General features: G+C 62.2%; 23 protein-coding genes and 1 pseudogene. All 24 read right to left on the bottom strand.

What is annotated here, in order from left to right; all coding sequences use genetic code 11:
* Window positions 1-274: 274 nt before the first annotated feature.
* Window positions 275-670 (bottom strand): DUF2802 domain-containing protein, encoded by a 396-nt coding sequence (locus NPS29_RS10385; protein ID WP_274132401.1) that lies wholly within the window; start codon window positions 668-670, stop codon window positions 275-277.
* Window positions 671-1,150, bottom strand: a complete 480-nt coding sequence (locus tag NPS29_RS10380; RefSeq protein ID WP_274132400.1) for a chemotaxis protein CheW — start codon at window positions 1,148-1,150, stop codon at window positions 671-673.
* Between the two features lie 71 nt (window positions 1,151-1,221).
* Window positions 1,222-2,205 carry a CheW domain-containing protein gene (locus NPS29_RS10375; RefSeq protein WP_274132399.1) on the bottom strand — a complete coding sequence of 328 codons (984 nt, stop codon included), beginning with the start codon at window positions 2,203-2,205 and terminating at the stop codon, window positions 1,222-1,224.
* 114 nt (window positions 2,206-2,319) lie between these two features.
* Window positions 2,320-3,114: a ParA family protein gene (locus NPS29_RS10370; protein WP_274132398.1), complete on the bottom strand. Its 795-nt coding sequence runs from the start codon at window positions 3,112-3,114 to the stop codon at window positions 2,320-2,322.
* 39 nt (window positions 3,115-3,153) lie between these two features.
* Window positions 3,154-4,038, bottom strand: coding sequence for a flagellar motor protein MotD (gene motD, locus NPS29_RS10365; protein WP_274132397.1), 885 nt, complete (start codon window positions 4,036-4,038; stop codon window positions 3,154-3,156).
* A 7-nt stretch (window positions 4,039-4,045) separates the two neighbouring features.
* The gene (locus NPS29_RS10360) at window positions 4,046-4,786 is read right to left on the bottom strand and encodes a flagellar motor protein (protein WP_274132396.1); all 741 of its coding nucleotides are present in this window, start codon (window positions 4,784-4,786) and stop codon (window positions 4,046-4,048) included.
* Window positions 4,786-5,952, bottom strand: a complete 1,167-nt coding sequence (locus NPS29_RS10355; protein ID WP_274132395.1) for a protein-glutamate methylesterase/protein-glutamine glutaminase — start codon at window positions 5,950-5,952, stop codon at window positions 4,786-4,788. Before NPS29_RS10355 ends, NPS29_RS10360 begins: the two co-directional genes overlap by 1 nt.
* Window positions 5,953-6,147: 195 nt before the next feature.
* Window positions 6,148-8,430, bottom strand: coding sequence for a chemotaxis protein CheA (locus NPS29_RS10350; protein ID WP_274132394.1), 2,283 nt, complete (start codon window positions 8,428-8,430; stop codon window positions 6,148-6,150).
* A 130-nt stretch (window positions 8,431-8,560) separates the two neighbouring features.
* Entirely contained in the window at window positions 8,561-9,349 is a 789-nt protein-coding gene (locus NPS29_RS10345; protein WP_274132393.1) for a protein phosphatase CheZ, read from the bottom strand.
* A 19-nt stretch (window positions 9,350-9,368) separates the two neighbouring features.
* Window positions 9,369-9,743, bottom strand: a complete 375-nt coding sequence (locus NPS29_RS10340) for a chemotaxis response regulator CheY (RefSeq protein ID WP_274132392.1) — start codon at window positions 9,741-9,743, stop codon at window positions 9,369-9,371.
* A gap of 254 nt (window positions 9,744-9,997) precedes the next feature.
* Window positions 9,998-10,738 carry an RNA polymerase sigma factor FliA gene (gene fliA, locus NPS29_RS10335; protein WP_268800319.1) on the bottom strand — a complete coding sequence of 247 codons (741 nt, stop codon included), beginning with the start codon at window positions 10,736-10,738 and terminating at the stop codon, window positions 9,998-10,000.
* The gene (fleN, locus tag NPS29_RS10330) at window positions 10,735-11,568 is read right to left on the bottom strand and encodes a flagellar synthesis regulator FleN (RefSeq protein ID WP_274132391.1); all 834 of its coding nucleotides are present in this window, start codon (window positions 11,566-11,568) and stop codon (window positions 10,735-10,737) included. The genes fliA and fleN overlap by 4 nt, the downstream gene beginning before the upstream one ends.
* A 119-nt stretch (window positions 11,569-11,687) precedes the next feature.
* On the bottom strand, window positions 11,688-13,046 hold the full coding sequence (flhF, locus tag NPS29_RS10325) for a flagellar biosynthesis protein FlhF (protein WP_274132390.1): 1,359 nt from the start codon (window positions 13,044-13,046) through the stop codon (window positions 11,688-11,690).
* An 11-nt stretch (window positions 13,047-13,057) separates the two neighbouring features.
* Window positions 13,058-15,187 carry a flagellar biosynthesis protein FlhA gene (gene flhA, locus NPS29_RS10320; protein ID WP_274132389.1) on the bottom strand — a complete coding sequence of 710 codons (2,130 nt, stop codon included), beginning with the start codon at window positions 15,185-15,187 and terminating at the stop codon, window positions 13,058-13,060.
* A gap of 391 nt (window positions 15,188-15,578) precedes the next feature.
* The gene (flhB, locus tag NPS29_RS10315) at window positions 15,579-16,718 is read right to left on the bottom strand and encodes a flagellar biosynthesis protein FlhB (protein ID WP_274132388.1); all 1,140 of its coding nucleotides are present in this window, start codon (window positions 16,716-16,718) and stop codon (window positions 15,579-15,581) included.
* Window position 16,719: 1 nt separating this feature from the next.
* Window positions 16,720-17,505 (bottom strand): flagellar biosynthetic protein FliR, encoded by a 786-nt coding sequence (gene fliR / locus NPS29_RS10310; protein ID WP_274132387.1) that lies wholly within the window; start codon window positions 17,503-17,505, stop codon window positions 16,720-16,722.
* Between the two features lie 7 nt (window positions 17,506-17,512).
* Window positions 17,513-17,782, bottom strand: a complete 270-nt coding sequence (gene fliQ / locus NPS29_RS10305; RefSeq protein ID WP_274132386.1) for a flagellar biosynthesis protein FliQ — start codon at window positions 17,780-17,782, stop codon at window positions 17,513-17,515.
* Window positions 17,783-17,807: 25 nt separating this feature from the next.
* Window positions 17,808-18,551, bottom strand: coding sequence for a flagellar type III secretion system pore protein FliP (fliP, locus tag NPS29_RS10300; RefSeq protein ID WP_274132385.1), 744 nt, complete (start codon window positions 18,549-18,551; stop codon window positions 17,808-17,810).
* Between the two features lie 86 nt (window positions 18,552-18,637).
* Window positions 18,638-19,114: pseudogene (fliO, locus tag NPS29_RS10295) on the bottom strand (flagellar biosynthetic protein FliO); the annotation flags it as partial.
* The gene (fliN, locus tag NPS29_RS10290; protein WP_274132384.1) at window positions 19,115-19,579 is read right to left on the bottom strand and encodes a flagellar motor switch protein FliN; all 465 of its coding nucleotides are present in this window, start codon (window positions 19,577-19,579) and stop codon (window positions 19,115-19,117) included.
* A 93-nt stretch (window positions 19,580-19,672) separates the two neighbouring features.
* Window positions 19,673-20,641: a flagellar motor switch protein FliM gene (gene fliM, locus NPS29_RS10285; protein WP_274132383.1), complete on the bottom strand. Its 969-nt coding sequence runs from the start codon at window positions 20,639-20,641 to the stop codon at window positions 19,673-19,675.
* 9 nt (window positions 20,642-20,650) lie between these two features.
* Window positions 20,651-21,157 (bottom strand): flagellar basal body-associated protein FliL, encoded by a 507-nt coding sequence (fliL, locus tag NPS29_RS10280; RefSeq protein ID WP_274132382.1) that lies wholly within the window; start codon window positions 21,155-21,157, stop codon window positions 20,651-20,653.
* Window positions 21,158-21,373: 216 nt separating this feature from the next.
* The gene (locus NPS29_RS10275) at window positions 21,374-22,807 is read right to left on the bottom strand and encodes a flagellar hook-length control protein FliK (RefSeq protein WP_274132381.1); all 1,434 of its coding nucleotides are present in this window, start codon (window positions 22,805-22,807) and stop codon (window positions 21,374-21,376) included.
* A 79-nt stretch (window positions 22,808-22,886) separates the two neighbouring features.
* Entirely contained in the window at window positions 22,887-23,264 is a 378-nt protein-coding gene (locus NPS29_RS10270; protein WP_274132380.1) for an Hpt domain-containing protein, read from the bottom strand.
* Window positions 23,265-23,305 lie beyond the last annotated feature (41 nt).

Here is a 23,305-nt window from a genome sequence, read left to right as displayed (position 1 = left end):
TCTTGCGGACGCTGACGCCGGCAAGCCGTGCTGCTACAGGGTGGCGGTGAACGCGACTTCCATAAATGCCAGAGCACCCGTAGGGATACACACAACGCTGTAGGAGCGCGCTTGCCCGCGATGCGGTCTGTCTGTGCCATGGATGGCAGCTGACACCACGCTGTCGCGGGCAAGCGCGCTCCTACGGTGGGGGATGTTTGGTGCATCAATGCGGACGGAGGCGATCTTGAGGCCGCCCCCGCCGGCACGCCGTGCTGCTACCGGCAAGAAGAACTCAGTTATTGCCGTGCAGCTTGGTCATCAACTGCGCTTCGGCCTGGGTCAGGCCGCAGGACTGGGTGAGTTCGTCGACGCTGGCGCCCATGCCGACCAGGCGGGCGGCCTGGGCGAAGGACAGGGTGGAAGGGTCGCGCTGTTCGAGCGCGGTGATCTTGTCCGGCAGAGGCGCGACGATGGACCGCAGTTCATGCAGCTCTTCGCCCATTTTTACCGTACCGCCCTGGTAGTTCTCCAGGCGCCGGGCAAGATCGCGGATGCGCTGGTCACGCAGCGAGTCGGCTTCGACCTGCTGCATGGCCAGTGTGCGTTGGCGCTTGGTGTGGGCCATGAACATCGCGACGCTCGCGACCCACAACACCGCCAGAAAAATGACCGCAACCTCGAAGATCAATCAGATGCTCTCCAGCTCGGACCACTCTTCCTCGGACATCATCTTGTCCAGCTCCACGAGGATCAGCAGCTCACCGTTCTTGTTGCACACGCCCTGGATGAACTTGGCGGATTCGTCGTTGCCCACGTTCGGCGCCGTCTCGACTTCCGACTGACGCAGGTAGACCACTTCGGCCACGCTGTCGACCAGGATCCCGACCACTTGCTTGTCGGCCTCGATGATCACGATACGCGTGTTGTCGCTGACTTCAACCGGTGGCAGACCAAAGCGCTGACGCGTGTCGATCACGGTCACCACGTTGCCGCGCAGGTTGATGATGCCCAGCACGTAGCTTGGCGCACCCGGCACCGGCGCAATCTCGGTGTAGCGCAGCACTTCCTGAACCTGCATCACGTTGATGCCATACGTTTCGTTGTCCAGGCGGAAGGTGACCCATTGCAGGATCGGATCTTCGGAACCCTGTGCTGACGACTTCTTCATACCCCTAACCCCTTGCGTGTTGTGCTCTGCGAACGACGCGTCAGCGCCGCCCGGTGTTTATCTGAGAGTGTTTATTTAAGTGCTTGCATCTGCTTGACCGCGCCGCTGGCAATCAGCTCGGCCAATTCGGAAACGTCCAGCAGCGCACACATGTGCTCGATCACCGTCCCGGCAAGCCAGGGACGTTGGCCGCGATGGGTGCGCCATTTGATTTCACTGGGGTCCAGGCGCAACGAGCGGCTGACCTGATGCACCGCCAGCCCCCACTCATAGCCCTGAACCGAGATCACGTATTGCAGGCCCTGGCGAAAATCGTCGCGGTAGCGGTCCGGCATGATCCAGCGCGCGGTGTCCAGCACCTTCAGGTTACCGGCCTGGCTGGGCAGGATGCCGAGGAACCAGTCCGGCTGACCGAACAGCGGCGTCAGTTCATGGCCGGCCAGTGGATAGATCGAGCCCAGGCACACCAGCGGCACCGCCAGGGTCAGCCCGGCGACGTCGAACAGCAGGCATTCGAAAGGCTCCTCGGCCCACTGCGGACGCTCGTCCGAGGTCGGCGGCACCGGCGGGCGCTGGGCTGGCAGGTGCACATCGGCCACCGGCTCGACCAGGCCTTTGACAGGCTCAGCCCGGTCGGGGGCTTCGATGGGCGTTTCGATCACCGGAGCCTTGAGCACCGGCGCGTCAATGACCGGAGCTTCGAGCACCGGCGTCGCAATGACAGGTGGCACCAGCACCTGCGGCAGGATCACCGGGGCTTCGAGCACCCGCGCCGCCACAGGCTCGGCGACCGGCCGGGCAGGCCTGGCCTCGGGCACGAACGCCAGGGAAACCGGCTCGGGCCGGCTGACCGGTACAGGCACTGCTGCCGCAACAGCTTCGGCGACGGCCGAGCGCATGCGTGCGTCGTGGGCCTGCTCTTCGAGCACGGCCGCCTGGAAATCATCGATGCTGTCGTCCGCTTCCAGTTCCTCGGTGGCGTCCTGAAGCAACGCGTCGAGGTAATTCTGCAGCGCCAGTTGTGGCCGTGAAGCGGTGTCCAGAGGGCGGTTCATACAAGGGCCCGAATATAAGTGATGCGATTGCCGCCTGCCCCGAATATCGGCTGCGGGACCTTTGGACTTGAGCGCAGAGCGCCCTGTGCTGCAAATAAACGATCAATGGACATGTCAGGCCACCTGCCCCTGCCCGGCCAACTGCTCGGTGAGCATGTGCTTGAGCAGCGCGCGATAGGCCAGCACGCCGCGGCTCTTGCCGTCGAACTGCGACGGCGTGACACCGGCCCGGCTGGCATCGCGCAAGCGAGTGTCCACCGGGATATACGCCTTCCAGACATGCTCCGGAAAACTGTCACGCAACAGCTTGAGCGTGCCCATCGAGGCCTGGGTGCGGCGGTCGAACAGCGTGGGCACGATGGTGTACGGCAGCGGCACCTTGCGCGAGCGGTTGATCATCGCCAGCGTGTTGACCATGCGCTCCAGGCCCTTGACCGCGAGAAACTCGGTCTGCACCGGAATGGCCAGTTGCTGGCTCGCCGCCAGGGCATTGACCATCAAAACACCCAGCAACGGCGGGCTGTCGATGATCGCGTAATCGAAGTCCTGCCACAGTTGCGCCAGGCTCTTGGCGATCACCAGGCCCAGGCCGCTCTGCCCCGGCGTCTGACGCTCAAGGGTGGCCAGGGCGGTGCTCGAAGGCAGCAGGGAAATGCGCTGATCGCTGGTGGGCAGCAGCAATTGGCCCGGCAGTCCGTCTGGCACCGCGCCCTTGTGCAGGAACAAGTCGAAGCAGCTGTGCTCCAGCGCGTCGGGGTTGTGACCGAAATAACTGGTCATCGAGCCATGAGGGTCCAGATCGACCACGACCACGCGCTTGCCCGCCTCCGCCAGCAAGCCGGCTAAAGCGATTGAGGTGGTGGTCTTTCCGACCCCGCCTTTCTGATTGGCTACCGCCCAGACTCTCATGTGTTCGCGTTCCCGCCGATCAAAGCGCTGCGCCCGCAATCACGGGGCAGATGACGAAGATTTGACGCCTTGCGGCGGTTTAGCCGGGACTGGTGCAGTTTGTGTGCCAGCACGCCGCAATGCTGCATCGGGTTTTGCATTGGCGGCGGTACCTGAGCCGGTCAGGCTGCGACGCACGTCCAGGTTGCGAGAAATCACCAGCACCACGCGACGGTTGCGCGCGCGGCCATCGGCGGTGGCGTTGGAGGTCAGCGGCTGGAATTCGCCATAGCCGACCGAGGCCATGCGCGCCGGGTTGATCCCGTCCATGGCCAGCATGCGCACGATGCTCGATGCACGCGCCGACGACAGCTCCCAGTTGCTGGGGTACTGCGCCGAGCTGATGGGCTGGTCATCGGTGAAGCCTTCGACGTGAATCGGGTTGTCGAACGGCTTGACGATCCTGGCCACCTTGTCGATCAGGTCGAACGCCAGGTTGCTGGGCATCGCATCGCCGCTGCCGAACAGCAGGCTTGAGTTGAGCTCGATCTCGATCCACAACTCGTTGCCCCGCACCGTCATCTGGTTCGAGGCGATCAGGTCGCCGAACGCTGCGTTGACGTCATCGGCGATGGATTTGAGCGGATCCTGGGCGGCCTGCCCCAGGGCTGCGTCGGTCTGGTCGCTGTCGTTGACCAGAGGGTCTGCCGGGCGCACGGTCTGCGGCTTCTGCTCGCCGATGGGGATCGGCCGCACGCTGCGCTCGGCTTCGTTGAACACGCCAACCAGCGCCTCGGAAAGCACCTTGTACTTGCCTTCGTTGAGCGAGGAAATGGAGTACATGACCACGAAAAAGGCGAACAGCAAGGTGATGAAGTCCGCGTAGGACACCAGCCAGCGTTCGTGATTTTCGTGCTCTTCGTGGTGGCGACGTCGACGGGCCATCAGTCCATCACTCCATGAAGCCTTGCAGCTTCAACTCGATCGAACGCGGGTTTTCGCCCTCGGCAATGGACAGCAGGCCTTCGAGCAGCATCTCGCGGTAGCGCGACTGACGCACCGCCACGGCCTTGAGCTTGTTGGCCACCGGCAGCAGGATCAGGTTGGCCGACGCCACGCCATAGATGGTCGCGACGAATGCCACGGCAATGCCGCTGCCCAGTTGGTTCGGGTCCGCCAGGTTGCCCATGACATGGATCAGGCCCATCACCGCACCGATGATGCCGATGGTCGGCGCGTAGCCGCCCATGCTTTCGAAGACTTTGGCGGCCTGGATGTCGCGGCTTTCCTGAGTCAGGAAATCCACTTCCAGAATGCTGCGAATGGTTTCCGGCTCGACGCCATCGACCAGCAACTGCAGGCCCTTGCGCGAGTAGGCGTCAGGTTCGGTGTCGGCGACGGTTTCCAGGCCCAGCAGACCTTCCTTGCGGGCGGTCAGGCTCCAGTTGACGACGCGGTCGATACCGCCTTGCAGGTCGATGCGCGGCGGAAACAGAATCCACACGAAGATCTGGATCGCCCGCTTGAACGCGCTCATCGGCGTCTGCAACAGGCAGGCCGCGAGCGTACCGCCGAGCACGATCAGCGCCGCCGGCCCGTTGAGCAAGGCGCCCAGGTGGCCGCCTTCCAGGAAGTTGCCGCCGATGATGGCGATGAACGCCAGAATGATCCCTATGAGAGTCAGAACATCCATCAGATACACGCCTCGACCAGATGTCGCCCGATATCGTCCAGGCTGTAAACGGCATCCGCCAGATCGGCTTTGACGATGGCCATCGGCATGCCGTAGATCACGCAACTGGCTTCGTCCTGAGCCCAGATATGACTGCCGCCCTGCTTGAGCAGACGCGCGCCTTCGCGACCGTCCGCGCCCATGCCGGTCAGGACCACGGCCAGCACCTTGTCGGCATAGGCCTTGGCGGCGGAACCGAAGGTGATGTCCACGCAGGGCTTGTAGTTGAGGCGCTCGTCGCCCGGCAGGATTTTCACCGCGCCACGGCCGTCGACCATCATCTGCTTGCCGCCGGGGGCCAGCAGCGCCAGGCCCGGACGCAGGATGTCGCCATCCTCGGCTTCCTTGACGCTGATGCGGCACAGCTTGTCCAGGCGCTCGGCAAAGGCCTTGGTGAAGGCCGCCGGCATGTGCTGGATCAGCACGATGGGCGCCGGGAAATTGGCAGGCAGTTGGGTCAGCACCCGTTGCAGCGCCACCGGGCCACCTGTGGACGTACCGATGGCCACCAGCTTGTATGCCTTGCGCTTGGGCGCAGGCGAGGCAGGTGCATGGTGTGCCGCGCCGTGGGCCGCAGGCGCAGCGGGCGCCGGACGTGCAGGGGCTGGCGCCGGGCGCGTGGTGGCGCTCGGTGTTGCGCTGCTGCGCAGCGAGCTGGCAGGCGATGCAGAGGCCGGGCTCGATACCGGCGCAGGCGCTGCCGGGCTGCTGTACCCGCCAAAGCGACGGTTGCTGCGCGAAATGCTGTGCACCTTCTCGCACAGCATCTGCTTGACCTTCTCGGGGTTGCGCGAGATGTCTTCGAAATTCTTCGGCAGGAAGTCCACCGCACCGGCGTCCAGCGCATCCAGGGTCACCCGGGCGCCTTCGTGGGTCAGTGAGGAGAACATCAGGACCGGTGTCGGGCAGCGCTGCATGATGTGCCGGACTGCGGTAATGCCATCCATCATCGGCATTTCGTAGTCCATGGTAATCACGTCAGGCTTGAGGGCCAGCGCCTGCTCGATCGCTTCCTTGCCATTGGTGGCGGTGCCGACCACTTGAATCGTTGTGTCAGAGGAAAGAATTTCCGAGACGCGCCGGCGAAAAAAACCGGAGTCGTCTACCACCAGAACCTTGACTGCCATAAACACTCCATAGGACGGAACAGGCCGCTGAATCAAACCTGTTTCGTCAAACATGACACACACCGGGATCTGATCCCGGCGACGCCCTCGTAGCAGCACGGCTTGCCGGCGGTGACGGTCCCGCAGGCGCCACCGCCGGCAAGCCGTGCTGCTACGAGGCGCGCGTTGCCGTGACGGCGGACGCGCTCGCTTGAATCAGATACGCCGTGCGGCGTAACGCTTGAGCATGCTCGGTACATCGAGGATCAGCGCGATGCGGCCGTCACCGGTGATGGTGGCGCCGGACATGCCTGGGGTACCTTGCAGCATCTTGCCCAGCGGCTTGATGACCACTTCTTCCTGGCCCACCAGTTGATCCACCACGAAACCGATGCGCTGCGTGCCCACCGAGAGGATCACCACGTGGCCCTCGCGCTGCTCTTCGTGAGCGGCCGAGCTGACCAGCCAGCGCTTGAGGTAGAACAGCGGCAGGGCCTTGTCCCGTACGATCACCACTTCCTGACCATCGACGACATTGGTGGTCGACAGGTCCAGGTGGAAGATCTCGTTGACGTTGACCAGCGGGAAGGCGAAGGCCTGGTTGCCCAGCATCACCATCAGGGTCGGCATGATCGCCAGAGTCAGCGGGACCTTGATGACGATCTTCGAGCCCTGGCCCTTGGTCGAGTAGATGTTGATCGAGCCGTTGAGCTGGGAAATCTTGGTTTTCACCACGTCCATGCCCACGCCACGGCCGGACACATCGGAAATCTCGGTCTTGGTCGAGAAACCCGGGGCGAAGATCAGGTTGTAGCAATCGGTGTCGGACAGGCGATCGGCCGCGTCCTTGTCCATCACGCCACGCTTGACCGCGATGGCGCGCAGCACCGCCGGGTCCATGCCCTTGCCGTCATCGGAGATCGACAGCAGGATGTGGTCGCCTTCCTGTTCCGCCGAGAGTACTACGCGACCGCCACGGGCCTTGCCCGACGCTTCGCGCTCTTCCGGCGATTCGATGCCGTGGTCCACCGCGTTGCGCACCAAGTGCACCAGCGGGTCGGCCAGGGCCTCGACCAGGTTCTTGTCCAGGTCGGTTTCTTCACCCACCAGTTCAAGGTTGATTTCTTTCTTGAGCTGGCGCGCCAGGTCACGAACCAGACGCGGGAAGCGCCCGAAGACCTTCTTGATCGGCTGCATGCGCGTCTTCATGACGGCGGTCTGCAGGTCGGCGGTCACCACGTCCAGGTTGGACACGGCCTTGGACATGGCTTCGTCGCCGCTGTTCAGGCCCAGGCGCACCAGGCGGTTACGCACCAGTACCAGTTCGCCGACCATGTTCATGATTTCGTCCAGCCGCGCGGTGTCGACGCGCACGGTGGTTTCCGCTTCGGTCGGCGCCTTGTCGGCGGCGGCCGGCGCAGGTGCACGGGTCGGCGCCGGTGCAGGCGCAGCTTTTGCTGGCGCAGGCGCAGGTGCCGCTTCAGCCTTCGGTGCCTCGGCTTTCGGTGCTTGCGGTTTGGCAGATTCAGCCTTGGCTGGCTCGGCTTTCTTGACCGGTGCGGCAGCAGTGGCGGTCGCGCCGGCTACGGCCGGTTCGAACTTGCCCTTGCCATGCAGTTGATCGAGCAGCGCTTCGAATTCGTGGTCGGTGATTTCGTCCGATGCAGGCTCGCTGGCAGCAGCCACAGGCGCGGCGGCAACCGGTGCGCTGGCGTCGGGGGAGAAGCTGCCCTTGCCATGCAACTGGTCCAGCAGGGCTTCGAATTCGTCGTCGGTGATTTCGTCGCTGGCAGGTGTCGCTGCCGCTGCAGATGGCGCGTTGGCGGCAGGCGCCACGGCATCGGCGGCGAACTGACCCTTGCCATGCAGTTGATCGAGCAGCGATTCGAACTCGGCGTCGGTGATTTCATCGCTGGCCGGCTGATCAGCCTGCACGGGGGCAGCAGCCACCGGTGCCGGCGCCGAGACGGCAGCACCCGCCGCCTGGGCCTTGACCGCGTTGAGCGAGTCGAGCAGTTGTTCGAATTCAAGATCGGTGATGTCTTCGGACGCAGCCTCTGGCACTTCCTCGACCACAGGTGCAGGCGCAGCGGCGATTTCATCGGCCGACGCAGGCTCGGCCAGGCGCGACAGCGCGGCGAGCAGCCCTGGGGTGGCGGGGGTAATGTCAGAGCGTTCGCGCACCTGGCCGAACATGCTGTTCACGGTGTCCAGCGCTTCGAGCACGACGTCCATGAGTTCGGCATCGACCCGACGCTCACCTTTGCGCAGGATGTCGAACACGTTTTCAGCGATGTGGCAGCATTCAACCAGCTCGTTGAGCTGGAGGAAGCCGGCGCCCCCTTTTACAGTGTGAAAACCGCGAAAAATTGCATTGAGCAGATCCGCATCATCCGGTCGGCTTTCCAGCTCGACCAACTGTTCGGACAACTGCTCGAGAATCTCGCCGGCCTCTACCAGAAAATCCTGAAGGATTTCTTCATCGGCGCCGAAGCTCATTGGGGGTGCTCCTAAAATTAACCGTCAAACCGATCCAGAGGCTGCGTTGATGGCCTACGCGCATTGCCTTCGTCGAAGCATTCGCGCGCAGACCTTGCGCCACTTTCACATAGAACCCGGGAACTGGAAGTTAGAAACCCAGGCTGGATAGCAGATCGTCTACATCATCCTGACCGGATACGACGTCTTCACGTTTATCGGCATGAATCTGCGGACCTTCACCCTTGGAATGAAGTTTTTCCTGTTCTTTTTGCTTACGGAACACTTCCTGATCGTGCTCGATCCCGGCAAAGCGATCCACCTGGCTTGCCATCAGCACCAGCTTGAGCAGATTGCTCTCGACCTCGGTCACAAGCGTGGTGACACGCTTGATCACCTGGCCGGTCAGGTCCTGATAGTCCTGGGCCAGCAGAATGTCGTTCAGGTGGCTGGCGACCTGGTGGGTCTCCTTCTCGCTGCGCGACAGAAAACCATCGACGCGGCGGGCCAGATCACGAAACTCTTCGGCGCCGATCTCGCGACGCATGAAGCGCCCCCAATCGGCACTCAGTGCCTTGGCGTCCTCGCTCAGGCCGTTCATCAACGGCGTGCTCTGCTCCACCAGGTCCATGGTGCGGTTGGCCGCACCTTCCGTGAGCCTGACCACATAGGACAGGCGCTCGGTGGCGTCAGTGATCTGGGACACTTCCTCGGCTTGCGGCATGTGCGGGTCGATCTGGAAGTTGACGATCGCGCTGTGCAACTCGCGCGTCAGCTTGCCCACTTCCTGATACAACCCGCGATCGCGAGTCTGGTTAAGCTCATGGATAAGTTGCACGGCGTCGCCGAACTTGCCTTTTTCAAGGCTGGTGACGAGCTCTTGTGCGTGTTTCTTCAGGGTCGACTCGAAGTCACCCATTGTCGAATCTTTAGGATCCATAGCGCCCTCGCAGCGGACATCAGCTATTGACGCGCTCGAATATCTTTTCGATCTTCTCTTTGAGCACTTGGGCTGTGAATGGCTTCACGACGTAACCGTTAACACCGGCCTGGGCAGCCTCGATGATCTGCTCGCGCTTGGCTTCGGCAGTGACCATCAGCACCGGCATGTGGCGCAGGCGTTCATCGGCACGCACCTGGCGCAGCAGGTCGATGCCCGACATGCCCGGCATGTTCCAGTCCGTGACCAGGAAATCGAAACCGCCAGCCTGCAACATCGGCAATGCGGTGGTACCGTCATCTGCTTCGGCCGTGTTGGTGAACCCAAGGTCACGCAACAGGTTTTTTATGATCCGCCGCATCGTTGAGAAGTCATCAACGATGAGGATTTTCATGTTCTTGTCCAATTCGACCTCCAAGCAGTCTTTAACGCGCCCAGCACCTGGACGCGCGTTCAATCAATACCGGCGAGCGGCTTCTACGAATAACAGTGACGGGTCTGACGAATCGGCAGGTCACGCGCGCAGCAGAGCGGATCTTCAAAGACCCGATCCGACCGGCTCCTGCCTTGTCTCATGATGCCCACACAACATCTTGCACAGCCGGTTTTACATACCATCCGCAGCCCCGAAAGCCTGCGTTCAATCAATCAACGTGCGCGCCACTCACCCAGCCGGCCCCGCAGACGTGCGGCGCACTGGCTGTGCAGCTGGCTGACACGGGATTCGCTGACACCCAGGACCTCACCGATTTCCTTGAGGTTCAGCTCTTCGTCGTAGTACAGCGCCAGCACCAGGCGTTCACGCTCGGGCAGGTTGGCGATGGCATCGGCCAGCGCGCTCTGGAAGCGCTCGTCTTCGAGATCGCGCGAGGGTTCCAGCGACTGGCTCGCGCCGTCCTCGTGCAGCCCTTCATGCTCGCCGTCCTGCAAAAGGTCGTCGAAGCTGAACAGGCGGCTGCCCAAGGTATCGTTCAGAATCCCGTAGTAATCGTCCAGGCTCAATTGAAGTTCGGCAGCAACCTCGTGATCTTTAGCGTCACGGCCGGTTTTTGCTTCAATGGCACGAATCGCGTCGCTGACCATGCGCGTATTGCGGTGAACCGAGCGTGGCGCCCAGTCACCCTTGCGCACTTCGTCGAGCATCGCGCCGCGAATGCGGATGCCGGCGTAGGTCTCGAAGCTCGCACCCTTGGTGGAGTCGTATTTGGTCGACACTTCGAGCAGGCCGATCATCCCCGCCTGGATCAAGTCCTCGACCTGCACGCTGGCCGGCAGACGCGCCAGCAAGTGGTAGGCGATACGCTTGACCAACGGGGCATAGCGCTCGATGAGCTCGTACTGGGAATCTCTGGATGATTTGCTGTACATGCGATAGCCACTTGCAGTCATGACACTGGCCCTGCACTGGTCTGATGAACCAGGCGCTCAACGAAAAATTCCAGGTGGCCACGCGGGTTCGCCGGCAGCGGCCAGGTATCGACTTTCTGCGCGATGGCCTTGAACGCCAGCGCACATTTGGAACGGGGAAACGCTTCGTACACCGCGCGCTGCTTCTGCACCGCCTTGCGCACGCACTCGTCGTACGGCACGGCGCCCACATATTGCAGCGCGACGTCCAGGAAGCGGTCGGTGACCTTGGTCAGCTTGGCGAACAGGTTGCGCCCTTCCTGCGGGCTCTGGGCCATGTTGGCCAGCACGCGGAAGCGGTTCATGCCGTAGTCGCGGTTGAGCAGCTTGATCAGCGCGTAGGCGTCAGTGATCGAAGTCGGCTCGTCGCAGACCACCAGCAACACTTCCTGCGCCGCGCGCACGAAGCTGACGACCGATTCGCCAATCCCGGCGGCGGTGTCGATCACCAGCACGTCCAGGTTGTCGCCGATGTCGCTGAATGCCTGAATCAGGCCGGCATGCTGGGCCGGGGTCAACTGGACCATGCTCTGAGTGCCGGACGCCGCCGGCACGATGCGCACACCGCCAGGCCCCTGCAACAGGACATCGCGCAGTTCGCAGCGGCCTTCGATGACGTCGGCCAGGGTGCGTTTAGGGGTCAAGCCCAACAATACGTCGACGTTGGCCAGACCCAGATCGGCGTCCAGCAACATCACGCGACGCCCTAGCTCGGCCAGTGCCAGCGAAAGGTTCACTGACACGTTGGTCTTGCCTACGCCACCTTTGCCACCAGTCACCGCAATAACCTGAACGGGATGCATGCTGCCCATGTTAATTTTTTACCTTGTCTTGCTTAGACCTAAGCCACATTTCGGGCTGCACGTTCAGTGACTGAACAATGCCTGGCAGACCATCGATGCAGGTATTTTCCAATGTCATTTTCCTTAACCTAGCCCGCGCGTTTGCCGGGGCTGTGATAAAGATCCGCAAACATATCCGCCATCGCTTCCTCGCTAGGCTCCTCCTGCATCTGAACACTCACCGCCCGGCTTACAAGCTGATGGCGACGTGGCAGATGCAGATCATCCGGTATCCGTGGGCCATCGGTGAGATAGGCCACGGGCAACTCGTGTGTCACGGCAAGGCTGAGCACTTCGCCCAGGCTTGCGGTTTCGTCCAGCTTGGTCAGGATGCACCCGGCCAGGCCGCAACGTTTGTAACTGTGGTACGCGGCGGTCAACACCTGCTTCTGGCTGGTTGTGGCCAGGACCAGGTAGTTGCGCGCCTTGATGCCGCGGCCAGCCAGGCTTTCCAGTTGCAGACGCAGTGCAGGATCGCTGGCTTGCAGGCCTGCGGTGTCGATCAACACCACGCGCTTGCGCAGCAGCGGCTCCAGCGCCTGAGCCAGGGACTGGCCCGGATCGACGTGGGTCACCGGCACATTGAGAATCCGGCCCAGCGTCTTGAGTTGCTCCTGGGCACCGATACGGAAGCTGTCCATGCTCACCAGCGCGATATTTTGCGCGCCGTATTTCAACACATATCGCGCCGCAAGTTTTGCCAGTGTGGTGGTCTTGCCCATTCCGGCAGGTCCGACCATGGCAATCACCCCGCCCTCTTCGAGCGGCTCGACGTCGGGCGTGACGATCATGCGCGCCAGGTGCGCCAGCAACATGCGCCAGGCGTGGGGCTGGTCGTCGACGTCCGGGACCATGTTCAGCAGGTCGCGGGACAGCGGGCCGGACAGGCCGACACGTTGCAGGCGACGCCACAGGTTGGCCTGTTGCGGGCGGCTGCCTTGCAGTTGATTCCATGCCAGCGAACCGAGCTGGACCTCCAGCAGTTCACGCAGGCCGTTCAATTCCGAACGCATCGACTCGTAGGCGCGCTGGCTGATGCCAGGCTCGGCCGCCGCACGCTCGGCACGCTCTGCACGATCAGCCGCGATCGCGGCATGGATCGATGGGCGGAACGGCTCGTCCAGGGTTGGCTCGATCTGCTTGTTGCTGTCGTCCATCGCGATGCCTGCGAACAGCTGGCGATTGGCGACGGTGTCCAGTTCGCTGCGGCTGGTCAGCTCCGCCTGTGCGGTCACGATGCGCGACTGAGTCTTGCGCAGCTCGTCCTCGAGCTCGACGTTGGGCACACGCGGGGCCAGCGCAGACAGTTTGTAGTCCAGCGCGGCTGTCAGCTCGACGCCACCGGCAATCCGCCGGTTGCCGATGATGGCGGCTTCAGCGCCCAGCTCATCACGAACCAGTTTCATGGCTTGACGCATATCGGCGGCGAAAAAACGCTTAACTTGCATGACTCACTACCTCAGCCGTTCGGCCCGACAGTCGCTACGATGGTGACTTGCTTATTGTCAGGAATTTCCTGATAAGCCAAAACATGCATGTTCGGAACCGCCAGGCGTCCAAAGCGGGACAACATGGCGCGAACCGGACCTGCGACCAACAAAATTACCGGCTGACCCTGCATCTCCTGACGCTGCGCCGCTTCGATCAACGAGCGCTGAAGTTTCTCAGCCATACTCGGTTCGAGCAGAACGCCTTCTTCCTGACCCTGACCTGCCTTCTGCAGACTATTGAGCAATATCTGTTCCAACCTTGGCTCCAGGGTGATAACAGGCAGCTCCGGCTCAATGCCGACAATGCTTTGCACGATTGCGCGGGACAATCCGACCCGTACGGCGGCCACCAGCGCGGCGGTATCTTGACTCCGGGCGGCATTGTTGGCGATGGCTTCGGCAATGCTGCGGATGTCGCGCACCGGAACCTGCTCGGCCAGCAGCGCCTGCAGCACCTTGAGCAAAGCCGACAGCGACAGCACGCCAGGGACCAGCTCCTCGGCCAGTTTGGGCGAGCTTTTGGCCAGCAACGTCATCAATTGCTGGACTTCTTCGTGACCGATCAATTCATGTGAGTGTTTGTAGAGAATCTGGTTCAGGTGAGTGGCCACTACCGTACTGGCGTCCACCACCGTATAACCCAGCGATTGCGCCTGGGCGCGCTGGCTGATTTCGATCCAGACGGCTTCGAGGCCAAACGCCGGGTCTTTGGCATTGATGCCGTTGAGGCTGCCAAATACCTGACCCGGGTTGATCGCCAGCTCGCGATCCGGATAAATCTCGGCTTCGGCCAGGGTCACGCCCATCAGCGTCAGACGATACGCGCTCGGCGCCAGGTCCAGGTTGTCGCGAATGTGTACGGTTGGCATCAGAAAGCCCAACTCCTGCGACAACTTCTTGCGCACGCCCTTGATCCGCGCCAGCAACTGACCACCCTGGTTGCGGTCCACCAGCGGAATCAGGCGGTAGCCCACTTCCAGGCCGATCATGTCGATCGGGGTCACGTCGTCCCAGCCCAGCTCCTTGGATTCCTGCGCACGGGTTGGCGAAGGCAGCAGGTCCTGCTGACGCTTGACCTCCTGGATCGCCGCGAGCTTGACCATGTTCTGTTTCTTCCACAGCAGGTACGCACCGCCCGCCGCGACCAGGCCCAGGCTGATGAACGAGAAGTGCGGCATGCCCGGGACCAGGCCCATGACGATCATGATGCCTGCCGAGACGGCCAGCGCCTTGTGCGAAGTGAACATCTGGCGCCCGACCAGCTTGCCCATTTCTTCGGAGCCCGAGGCGCGGGTCACCATGATCGCGGCAGCGGTGGAGAGCAGCAGCGATGGCAGTTGCGCCACCAAACCGTCACCAATGGTTAACAGTGCGTAGACTTTGCCGGCGTCGGCGAAGGTCATGTTGTGTTGCAGGATACCCACCAGCATGCCGCCGATGAGGTTGATGAACAGGATCAGGAGGCCGGCGATGGCGTCACCGCGCACGAACTTGCTGGCACCGTCCATGGAGCCGTAGAACTCGGCTTCCTGGGCGACTTCCAGACGGCGGCGCTTGGCTTCGGGCTGGTCGATCAGGCCGGCGTTGAGGTCGGCGTCGATGGCCATCTGTTTGCCGGGCATCGCATCGAGGGTGAAACGCGCGCTCACCTCGGAGATACGACCGGCACCCTTGGTCACGACCACGAAGTTGATGATCATCAGGATCGCGAACACCACGATACCGACCACGTAGTTACCGCCGATCACCACCTCACCGAAGGCCTGGATCACCTTACCGGCGGCGGCGTGGCCGTCCTGGCCGTGGAGCATGACCACACGGGTGGACGCCACGTTGAGCGCCAGGCGCAGCAAGGTCGCGATCAGCAGGATGGTGGGGAACACCGAGAAATCCAGCGGCCGCAGGGCGTAGACGCAGACCAGCAGCACGACGATCGACAAGGCGATGTTGAACGTGAAGAACACGTCCAGCAGGAACGGCGGCATCGGCAACATCATCATTGCCAGCATGACCAGCAACAACAACGGCACGCCCAACTGACCACGACCCAGGCCGATCAGTCCGGAGCGTGCGTTTGTGAGTATTTGAGAGCGATCCACCGATTATCTACCTGCGCGTTAAATCAAACTTTTGACGCCAGAGGCGCTGTAACGCAGGTATTGCAAAATTCTGTCCAACTCTGGGAAAGCGTGAAAAATGTCAGAGTGCCACTATACGGAATTGTGTTGGGGTCGACATATTTCCGGTTTGGTAATTCTTACTCTGATGCCCTTCGGGCCTGATCGCGAGCAAGCTCACTCCTACATTTTTTGCAACGTACCGCATTCTGATGGACCGAGTGCGCAGCCTTTTTCACAGACCAAAAATAATCTGAACCGAACACCAAGGCTACCAACTCAGTCCATCAGGCCATGGCACGTTTCAAAAAATGTAGGAGTGAGCTTGCTCGCGATAGGCCCGAAGGGCATCCATGTAGCGATCTCACGCCCGCTACGAATCCCGCCGCAAATCCGGCGGAATCGGCAGATCCTCGTTCAACGGCGGTGGACGCTTGCCGCGGCCTGCGTGGAACTGGCGGATCTGGTACACGTAGGCCAGCACCTGCGCCACCGCCAGGTACAGCCCCGCCGGAATTTCCTGCTCAAGCTCGGTGCTGTAGTAGATCGAACGCGCCAGCGCCGGCGATTCGAGCAGCAGGATCTGATGCTGCGCCCCGATCTCGCGGATCTTCAGGGCGATGAAGTCGCTGCCTTTGGCCAGCAGCACCGGCGCGCCGCCCTTCTCGGAGTCGTATTTGAGCGCCACGGCGTAGTGGGTCGGGTTGGTGATGATGACGTCGGCTTCGGGGATCGCCGCCATCATCCGTCGCTGCGACATCTCGCGCTGCAACTGGCGAATCCGCTGCTTGACCTCTGGCCGCCCTTCGCTGTCCTTGTGCTCGTCGCGCACTTCCTGCTTGGTCATCAGCAGCTTCTTGTGGGCTTCCCACAGCTGCACCGGCACGTCCACAGCAGCGATGATCAACAGCCCGAAGGCCATCCACAAGGTACTCCAGCCGACCAGTTGCAGACTGTGCGCCACCGCCAGTTCAAGGGGTTCATGGGCAATGGCCAGCAGATCGTTCTTGTCCTTGGACAGGACCATGATGGCCACGATCAACACGATGAAAAACTTGGCCAGGGACTTGAGCAGTTCGATCAGCGCCTTGGGCGAGACCATGCGCTTGAGCCCCGCCAGGGGATTGAGCCGGCTGAACTTGGGGGCCAGCGAGCCTGCCGCGAACAGCCAGCCACCCAGGGAAATCGGCCCGATCAACGCCGCCAGGGTCAGGGCCACCAACAACGGAGTGACCGACTGCAGCGCTGCCTTGCCTGAGACCATCAACATCAGGCTCATGCTGCGCTCGTCCATCAGCGCATCCCTGGAGATGGTGAAGTTGTCGCGCATCAGCTGCATCATCATTTCTGCCATCGAGCCGCCGAACGCCAGCAAACCGGCGGCGCCGACGATCATGATGATGACGGTGTTGAGCTCCTTGGACCGGGCGATCTCGCCCTTTTCTCGCGCGTCTTTCTTGCGCTTGTCCGTGGGGTCTTCTGTCTTGTCCTGACCGCTCTCGCTCTCTGCCATCTCAGCGCGCCCTGACCATTTCCTTGAGCAACTGCAAGGCGTCGACCGCCAGCGGTTGGTACTGATTGAGAATGTCGCCCAGGGAGATCCACAGAATCCCCATGCCCAGCACCAGGGTCAGCGGGAAGCCGATAGAGAAGATGTTCAGCTGCGGCGCCGCCCGGGTCATAACGCCCATGGCAATGTTGATCACCAGCAGCGCGGTGATCGCCGGTAACACCAGGATCAGCGCAGCCCCCAGCACCCAGCCCAGGCGCAGCACCAGGCCCCAGAAATTGGCGACCATCAGCCCCTCGCCCACCGGCAGCGTGGTGAAGCTTTCGATCAGGACTTCGAACACCACCAGATGACCGTTCATGGCCAGGAACAGCAGCGTCACCAGCATGGTGAAGAACTGCCCGATCACCGCCACCGACACACCGTTGACCGGATCGACCATGGACGCGAAACCCATGCCCATCTGGATCGCGACGATCTGGCCGGCGATCACGAATGCCTGGAAAAACAGTTGCAGGGACAGACCCAGCGCCGCGCCGATGATGATCTGCTGGGCGATGAGCAGCAGCGCACTCAGGTCCAGCGCATGCACTTCGGGCATCGGCGGAAGGCTCGGCGCCACCACCACGGTGATCGCCAGCGCCAGGTACAGGCGCACGCGGGTCGGCACCAGGGTCGTGCCGAAGATCGGCATGGTCATCAGCACCGCCGCGATGCGAAACAGCGGCAGCATGAAGGCGGCCACCCACGTGCTGATCTGCGTATCGGTCAGCGCCAGCACAGGTTCCATGCAGACGTCAGCCGATCACTTGGGGAATGCTGGTGTACAGCGAAATGATGTATTCCATGAAGGTACGCACCAGCCACGGGCCGACCACGATCAGGGTGATGAGCATCACCAGCAGACGCGGCAAGAAGCTCAGGGTCTGTTCGTTGATCTGGGTGGCGGCCTGGAACATCGAGACCAGCAGGCCGACGATCAGGCTGGGCACCACCAGGATGGCGACCATGGTGGTGGTCAGCCACAGCGCTTCACGGAACAGGTCGACGGCCACTTCTGGGGTCATGCTGCGCACTCCTCGTCAAACAGGTTCATACGCCACCGAAACTGCCGGCCAGCGTACCGATGATCAGCGCCCAGCCATCCACCAGCACGAACAGCATGATCTTGAACGGCAGCGAAATGATCAGCGGCGAAAGCATCATCATACCCATGGCCATCAGCACGCTCGCGACCACCAGGTCGATGATCAGGAACGGGATGAAGATCATGAAGCCGATCTGGAACGCCGTCTTGAGCTCCGAGGTCACGAAGGCCGGGACGATGATGGTCAACGGCGCAGCGTCGGGGGTCGGGATGTCAGTGCGCTTGGACAGACGCATGAACAGCTCCAGATCGCTTGAGCGGGTCTGGGCGAGCATGAAGTCCTTGATCGGCACTTCAGCCTTGGCGACGGCGTCCTGGGCGGTGAGTTTTTCCGCCAGGTACGGCTGAAGTGCATCGTTGTTCACCCGGTCAAACACGGGCGCCATGATGAACAGCGTCAGGAACAGCGCCATGCCGGTGAGGATCTGGTTCGACGGCGTCTGCTGCAGGCCCAGGGCCTGGCGCAGGATCGAGAACACGATGATGATCCGGGTGAAGCTGGTCATCAGCATGACGAACGCCGGGATGAAACTCAGCGCGGTCATGATCAGCAGGATCTGCAGGCTGACCGAGTATTCCTGCTGGCCGTTGGCACCGGTGCCCAGCGAGATCGCCGGGATCGACAACGGGTCGGCGCCGAACGCCAGCGGCGCTGCCAGCAACAACAGCAGCGTCAAGACAATGCGCATCAGTTCTTATCCTTCTGACCCGGATTTTCGAGGCTGTCCTTGCCGCCGAACGGCCGGGCCGCGCCTTTGTTGACCACACCCTTGTTGCCCAGCGCTTCCATCAGGCGGCGGGCGAATTCGGGCGTGGCGTTCTGGGTTTCAGGCACCTGCACCGGCTCGTTCATCACATGCAGCGCGGTAATGCTGCCGGGGGAAACGCCCAGCAGCACCTGCTCGTTGCCAACCTGCACCAGCACCAGCCGGTCACGCGGGCCGAGGGCACGGGAACCCACCAGTTCGATCACCTGGTTGCCGCCGGGCCCTGCGCGCTGAACCCTGCGCATCAGCCAGGCCAGCACGAAGATCAAACCGACCACCAGCAGCAAACCGAACACCAGTTGCGCCAGTTGACCGCCGATACCGCTGGTCAAAGCGCCCACCGGGGGCACGGTAACGGCAGCCGGCGCTGTGACGGCAGGCGTGGCAGCGGCTGGCGCTGGCGTGGTTGCAGGATCCGCCGCCATTGCCAGCCACGACGTCATCAGCACGGGCGCGACCAACAGGCCCTTCAGCAAGCGACCCACTTAGCGCAGCTTCTTGATGCGTTCGCTTGGGCTGATCACGTCAGTCAGACGGATGCCGAACTTCTCGTTCACCACCACCACCTCACCGTGGGCGATCAGTGTGCCGTTGACCAGCACGTCCAGCGGCTCGCCGGCCAGACGGTCGAGCTCGATCACCGAGCCCTGGTTGAGTTGCAGCAGGTTACGGATGTTGATGTCGGTGCTGCCCACTTCCATGGAAATCGACACCGGGATGTCCAGGATCACGTCCAGGTTCGGGCCTTCCAGCGAAACAGGGCCATTGTGCTTTGGCACGCTGCCGAACTCTTCCATCGCCAGACGGTTGCCGGCGGCGTTGCCCGCATCGGCGGCCAGCAGCGCGTCGATATCAGCCTGACCGCCCTCGCCCGCTTCGCCCAGCGCTGCAGCCCATTCGTCAGCCAGTGCCTGGTCGTCTGCGGAGTTCATTTCGTTTTCATCAGCCATGGTTGTCCTCGACAGGGCTTTGTCATTCGCCCGTAAATTGTGTTAGCAGAGCAATTCGTTTACAGCACACATTCAGATGCAGACGGCCAGGCGTCAGCGACGTTCTATCGGCTCGATCACCTGCAGCGCCAGATTGCCCTTGTGCGAGCCCAGCTTGACCTTGAACGACGGCACGCCATTGGCGCGCATCACCAGGTGTTCACCCAGCTCCACCGGAATCACGTCACCGGGCTGCATGTGCAGGATGTCCCGCAACTTGAGCTGACGACGGGCAACCGTGGCGCTCAGCGGCACCGCCACATCCATGACGTCCTGCTTGAGGGCGTTGACCCAGCGCTCGTCCTGATCGTCCAGATCGGACTGGAAACCGGCGTCGAGCATTTCGCGCACCGGCTCGATCATCGAATACGGCATGGTCACGTGCAGGTCGCCGCCACCGCCATCGAGTTCGATGTGGAAGGTCGACACCACGATCGCTTCGCTCGGGCCCACGATGTTGGCCATGGCCGGGTTCACTTCCGAGTTGATGTACTCGAAATTGACTTCCATGATCGCCTGCCAGGCTTCCTTCAGGTCGATGAAGGCCTGGTCCAGCACCATGCGCACCACGCGCAGCTCGGTCGGCGTGAATTCACGACCTTCGATCTTGGCGTGACGGCCGTCGCCACCGAAGAAGTTGTCCACCAGCTTGAACACCAGCTTGGCATCCAGGATGAACAACGCGGTGCCGCGCAGCGGTTTGATCTTGACCAGGTTCAGGCTGGTCGGCACGTACAGCGAGTGGATGTACTCGCCGAACTTCATCACCTGCACACCGCCTACCGCCACGTCGGCAGAGCGACGCAACAGGTTGAACATGCTGATGCGGGTGTAACGGGCGAAACGCTCGTTGATCATTTCCAGGGTCGGCATGCGTCCACGGACGATGCGGTCCTGACTGGTCAGGTCATAACTCTTAACACTGCCAGGTTCGATGACGCTTTCGGTCTGTACCAGACCATCGTCCACGCCATGCAGCAGCGCGTCGATTTCATCCTGGGACAGCAGGTCTTGCACGGCCATGTCGTGGTCCTACTGCAATACGTAGTTAGTGAAAAGAACCTGCTCGATGACGCTCTTGTTCAGCTCTTTCTGGCCGACTTCCTGCACCACGGCAGCGGCTTTCTGGCGCAGCATTTCCATGCCCACCGGCGTTGCGATGGTGTCGAACGCCTGGCCTGAGAACATCATCACAAGATTGTTACGGATGACCGGCATGTGCACTTTCAACGCTTCCAGATCGGCGTGATCACGGGCCAGCAGGGTAATGCTGACCTGCATGTAGCGCTGGCGGCCATTGACGTTGTAGTTGACGACGAAGGGCGGCGTGAGCGGCTCGAAGATCGCCTCTTTCTTGACGTTAGCAGCTTCGGCCGCCACCGCAGGATCAGGCTTGCTCTCGGCCTTGTGCATGATGAACCAGGTAGCACCGACCGACAGCCCGATGGCCAGCAAGAGGCCCACCACCACGAGAATGATGATCTTCAACTTGCCTTTCTTCGCGGGGTCTTTAGGTGCTGCGTCGTCGGTCTTCGCCATGCCAATAATCCGTCACTATCCAATGGGTTCGGTGTTGCGTGACATAGGGAGAGCAAGGGTTGTGCCAGAGTTGGCGCTGGACGAGACATCAAACGAGAAACCCCGTAGCAGCACGGCTTGCCGGCGGGAGCGGTGGGTCAGTCATTGATGAGTTGACTGAAGTATCGCTCCCGCCGGCAAGCCGTGCTGCTACGGGGTCGGAGTAGCTATTGGGGGTCAGGCGTAATAATCGACCGCGCTTGAACCCACCACCTGCAACGGGGCGCTGGCGGCGGCGGTTGCGGCATCCACCGGGGCGCCATCGGCGATCAGGTCGCTGCCGCTGCCATTGCCCGAACCACTGGTGCCATTGCCGCGCTGGGCGTCACCACCCGACTGCTGCTGGGCCTGCTGTTGCCAGCCACGGCCCTGGTCGGCCACGTTGACATCGACCTGCCCCATGCCCTGCTGGGCGAAGGAATCACGCAGGCGCGACATCTGGTTTTCCAGCGCTTCACGCACACCGACGTGGGCGCTCATGAAGGTGACCTGGGTCTGCTGGTCTGCCGCCATATTGACGCGAATGTCCAGGCGTCCCAGTTCGGCCGGTTCCAGCTGGATGTCGGCCTGCTTCAGATTCTGGCTGGACAGGTACATGACGCGGTTGATCACGCCCTCGGTCCAGCCGCTCTGGTTCATGGCCAGCGGCTGATTGAGCGGGGTCGCTGGCGTCGCGGAGCCGGTTTTCACCTGGGCGGCCTGGGACAATGCCGCCAGACGCTCGGCGAAGTTGTCCACCCGGGTGTCGCCGGTGGCGCCCTTCACATCCTTGAGGCCATCGGCCAACAGCCCGGCAAAGGCCTTGTCGCCGCCACCCTCGGTGGTGCTCTTGTCCACAGGCTGATCGCCCAGCGCCGCCAGGTTACCGGCAAGCTGCTGCGCTGCATCGGCGTTGGGGTCCTGCTTGCCGGCGTCATGGCCTGCGCCCTTCACGGCCGCATTCGCCTGGGCGCTTTGCTGGGCCTTGTTCTCCAGGGCCACCTGAACCGCCGTCAAGCCTTCCAGAGGATCGGCCGACGGGTCGAAGGTGTCATCGGTGGCGTCGGTCGGCGCCTGCACCACCGGTGGCGGCACAACCGGGGCGGTGCCGGCCAGCAACGCCGGATCGATCACCGGCTGCGCGGCGACGTCGGGCTGGACCGGCGCAGGCTCGACCACGGGGGTGGCAACGATCAGCGACGGATCGACGACCGGGTCAGTGACAGTGCCGTCAGCTACCGTCGGATCGGTGGCCGAGGTCGCGGAATCGGAGGTGTCGTCGGTATCGTCGTCCTCGTCGTTGTCCTTACCGGAGGCGTTATCCGGCTTGGCATTCACCGCCTTGTTGCCAGGCAAGCCATTGCCGTTATCGGCAACCGTCTTGTCGGAGGCGGCAGACGATTGGCTGGCGCCATGCTTGTCGGTCGCTGCCGGACTCTTGGCGCTGGCGGGCTTGGGCGGGCTGTCATCGACGCTGGAAGACTTGGGCGCGGCCTGCTTGGCAAATACCGTCGAGAAGCTGGAAGCGTTGTCCTTGACGGGGTCTGGCGCCTTTACCGAATTGGCGGCGCTGGCTTTCTGGGCTTTGGCAGCCGTCAGGGCCGTAAGTAAAGGGTTGTTGGCAAGGGCCATGTTGATCTCCGCAAAAGCACGATTGCGCGGAGATCAAGCAAATGGCGGGCCAGCTTTCGGGATGGGACAGATTGCCGGCTCAGAATCCCTTGAGCGCAGACTCCAGTTGTACGTCGAATAGATCGCGCACCACGGCAAATTCGCTGGTGATCGCCGCGACGCTCTGGCGGATTTCAGCAGCACCGGGGGGCGCCGGGCTGCGCGCCTGGTCTTCCAGCTCGCGGCACAGGTCGGCCAGGTGTGCGGCGCCCATGTTGCTGCAACTGCCCTTGAAGCTGTGGACCTTGTCGGCCAGTTGCTTGAGCTGGAGCGGGCCGGGGGAGGAAAAATCGGCTGATTGAATGAGCTCATTGAGCTCGATGACACGTCGTTCGGAATCCTTGATGAATACCTCCAGCAGCGCCGGGTATTCCCCTTCCATGACGTCACGCAGCGTCCCGAGGACGTTTAGATCCATATGATTTTTCACTGCTTGCTCGCTCCTTGATCAAGAAAGCG

This window comes from Pseudomonas putida (assembly GCF_028682175.1).
Taxonomy (GTDB): domain Bacteria; phylum Pseudomonadota; class Gammaproteobacteria; order Pseudomonadales; family Pseudomonadaceae; genus Aquipseudomonas; species Aquipseudomonas putida_AD.
This window is presented reverse-complemented; position numbering and strand designations above follow the sequence as displayed.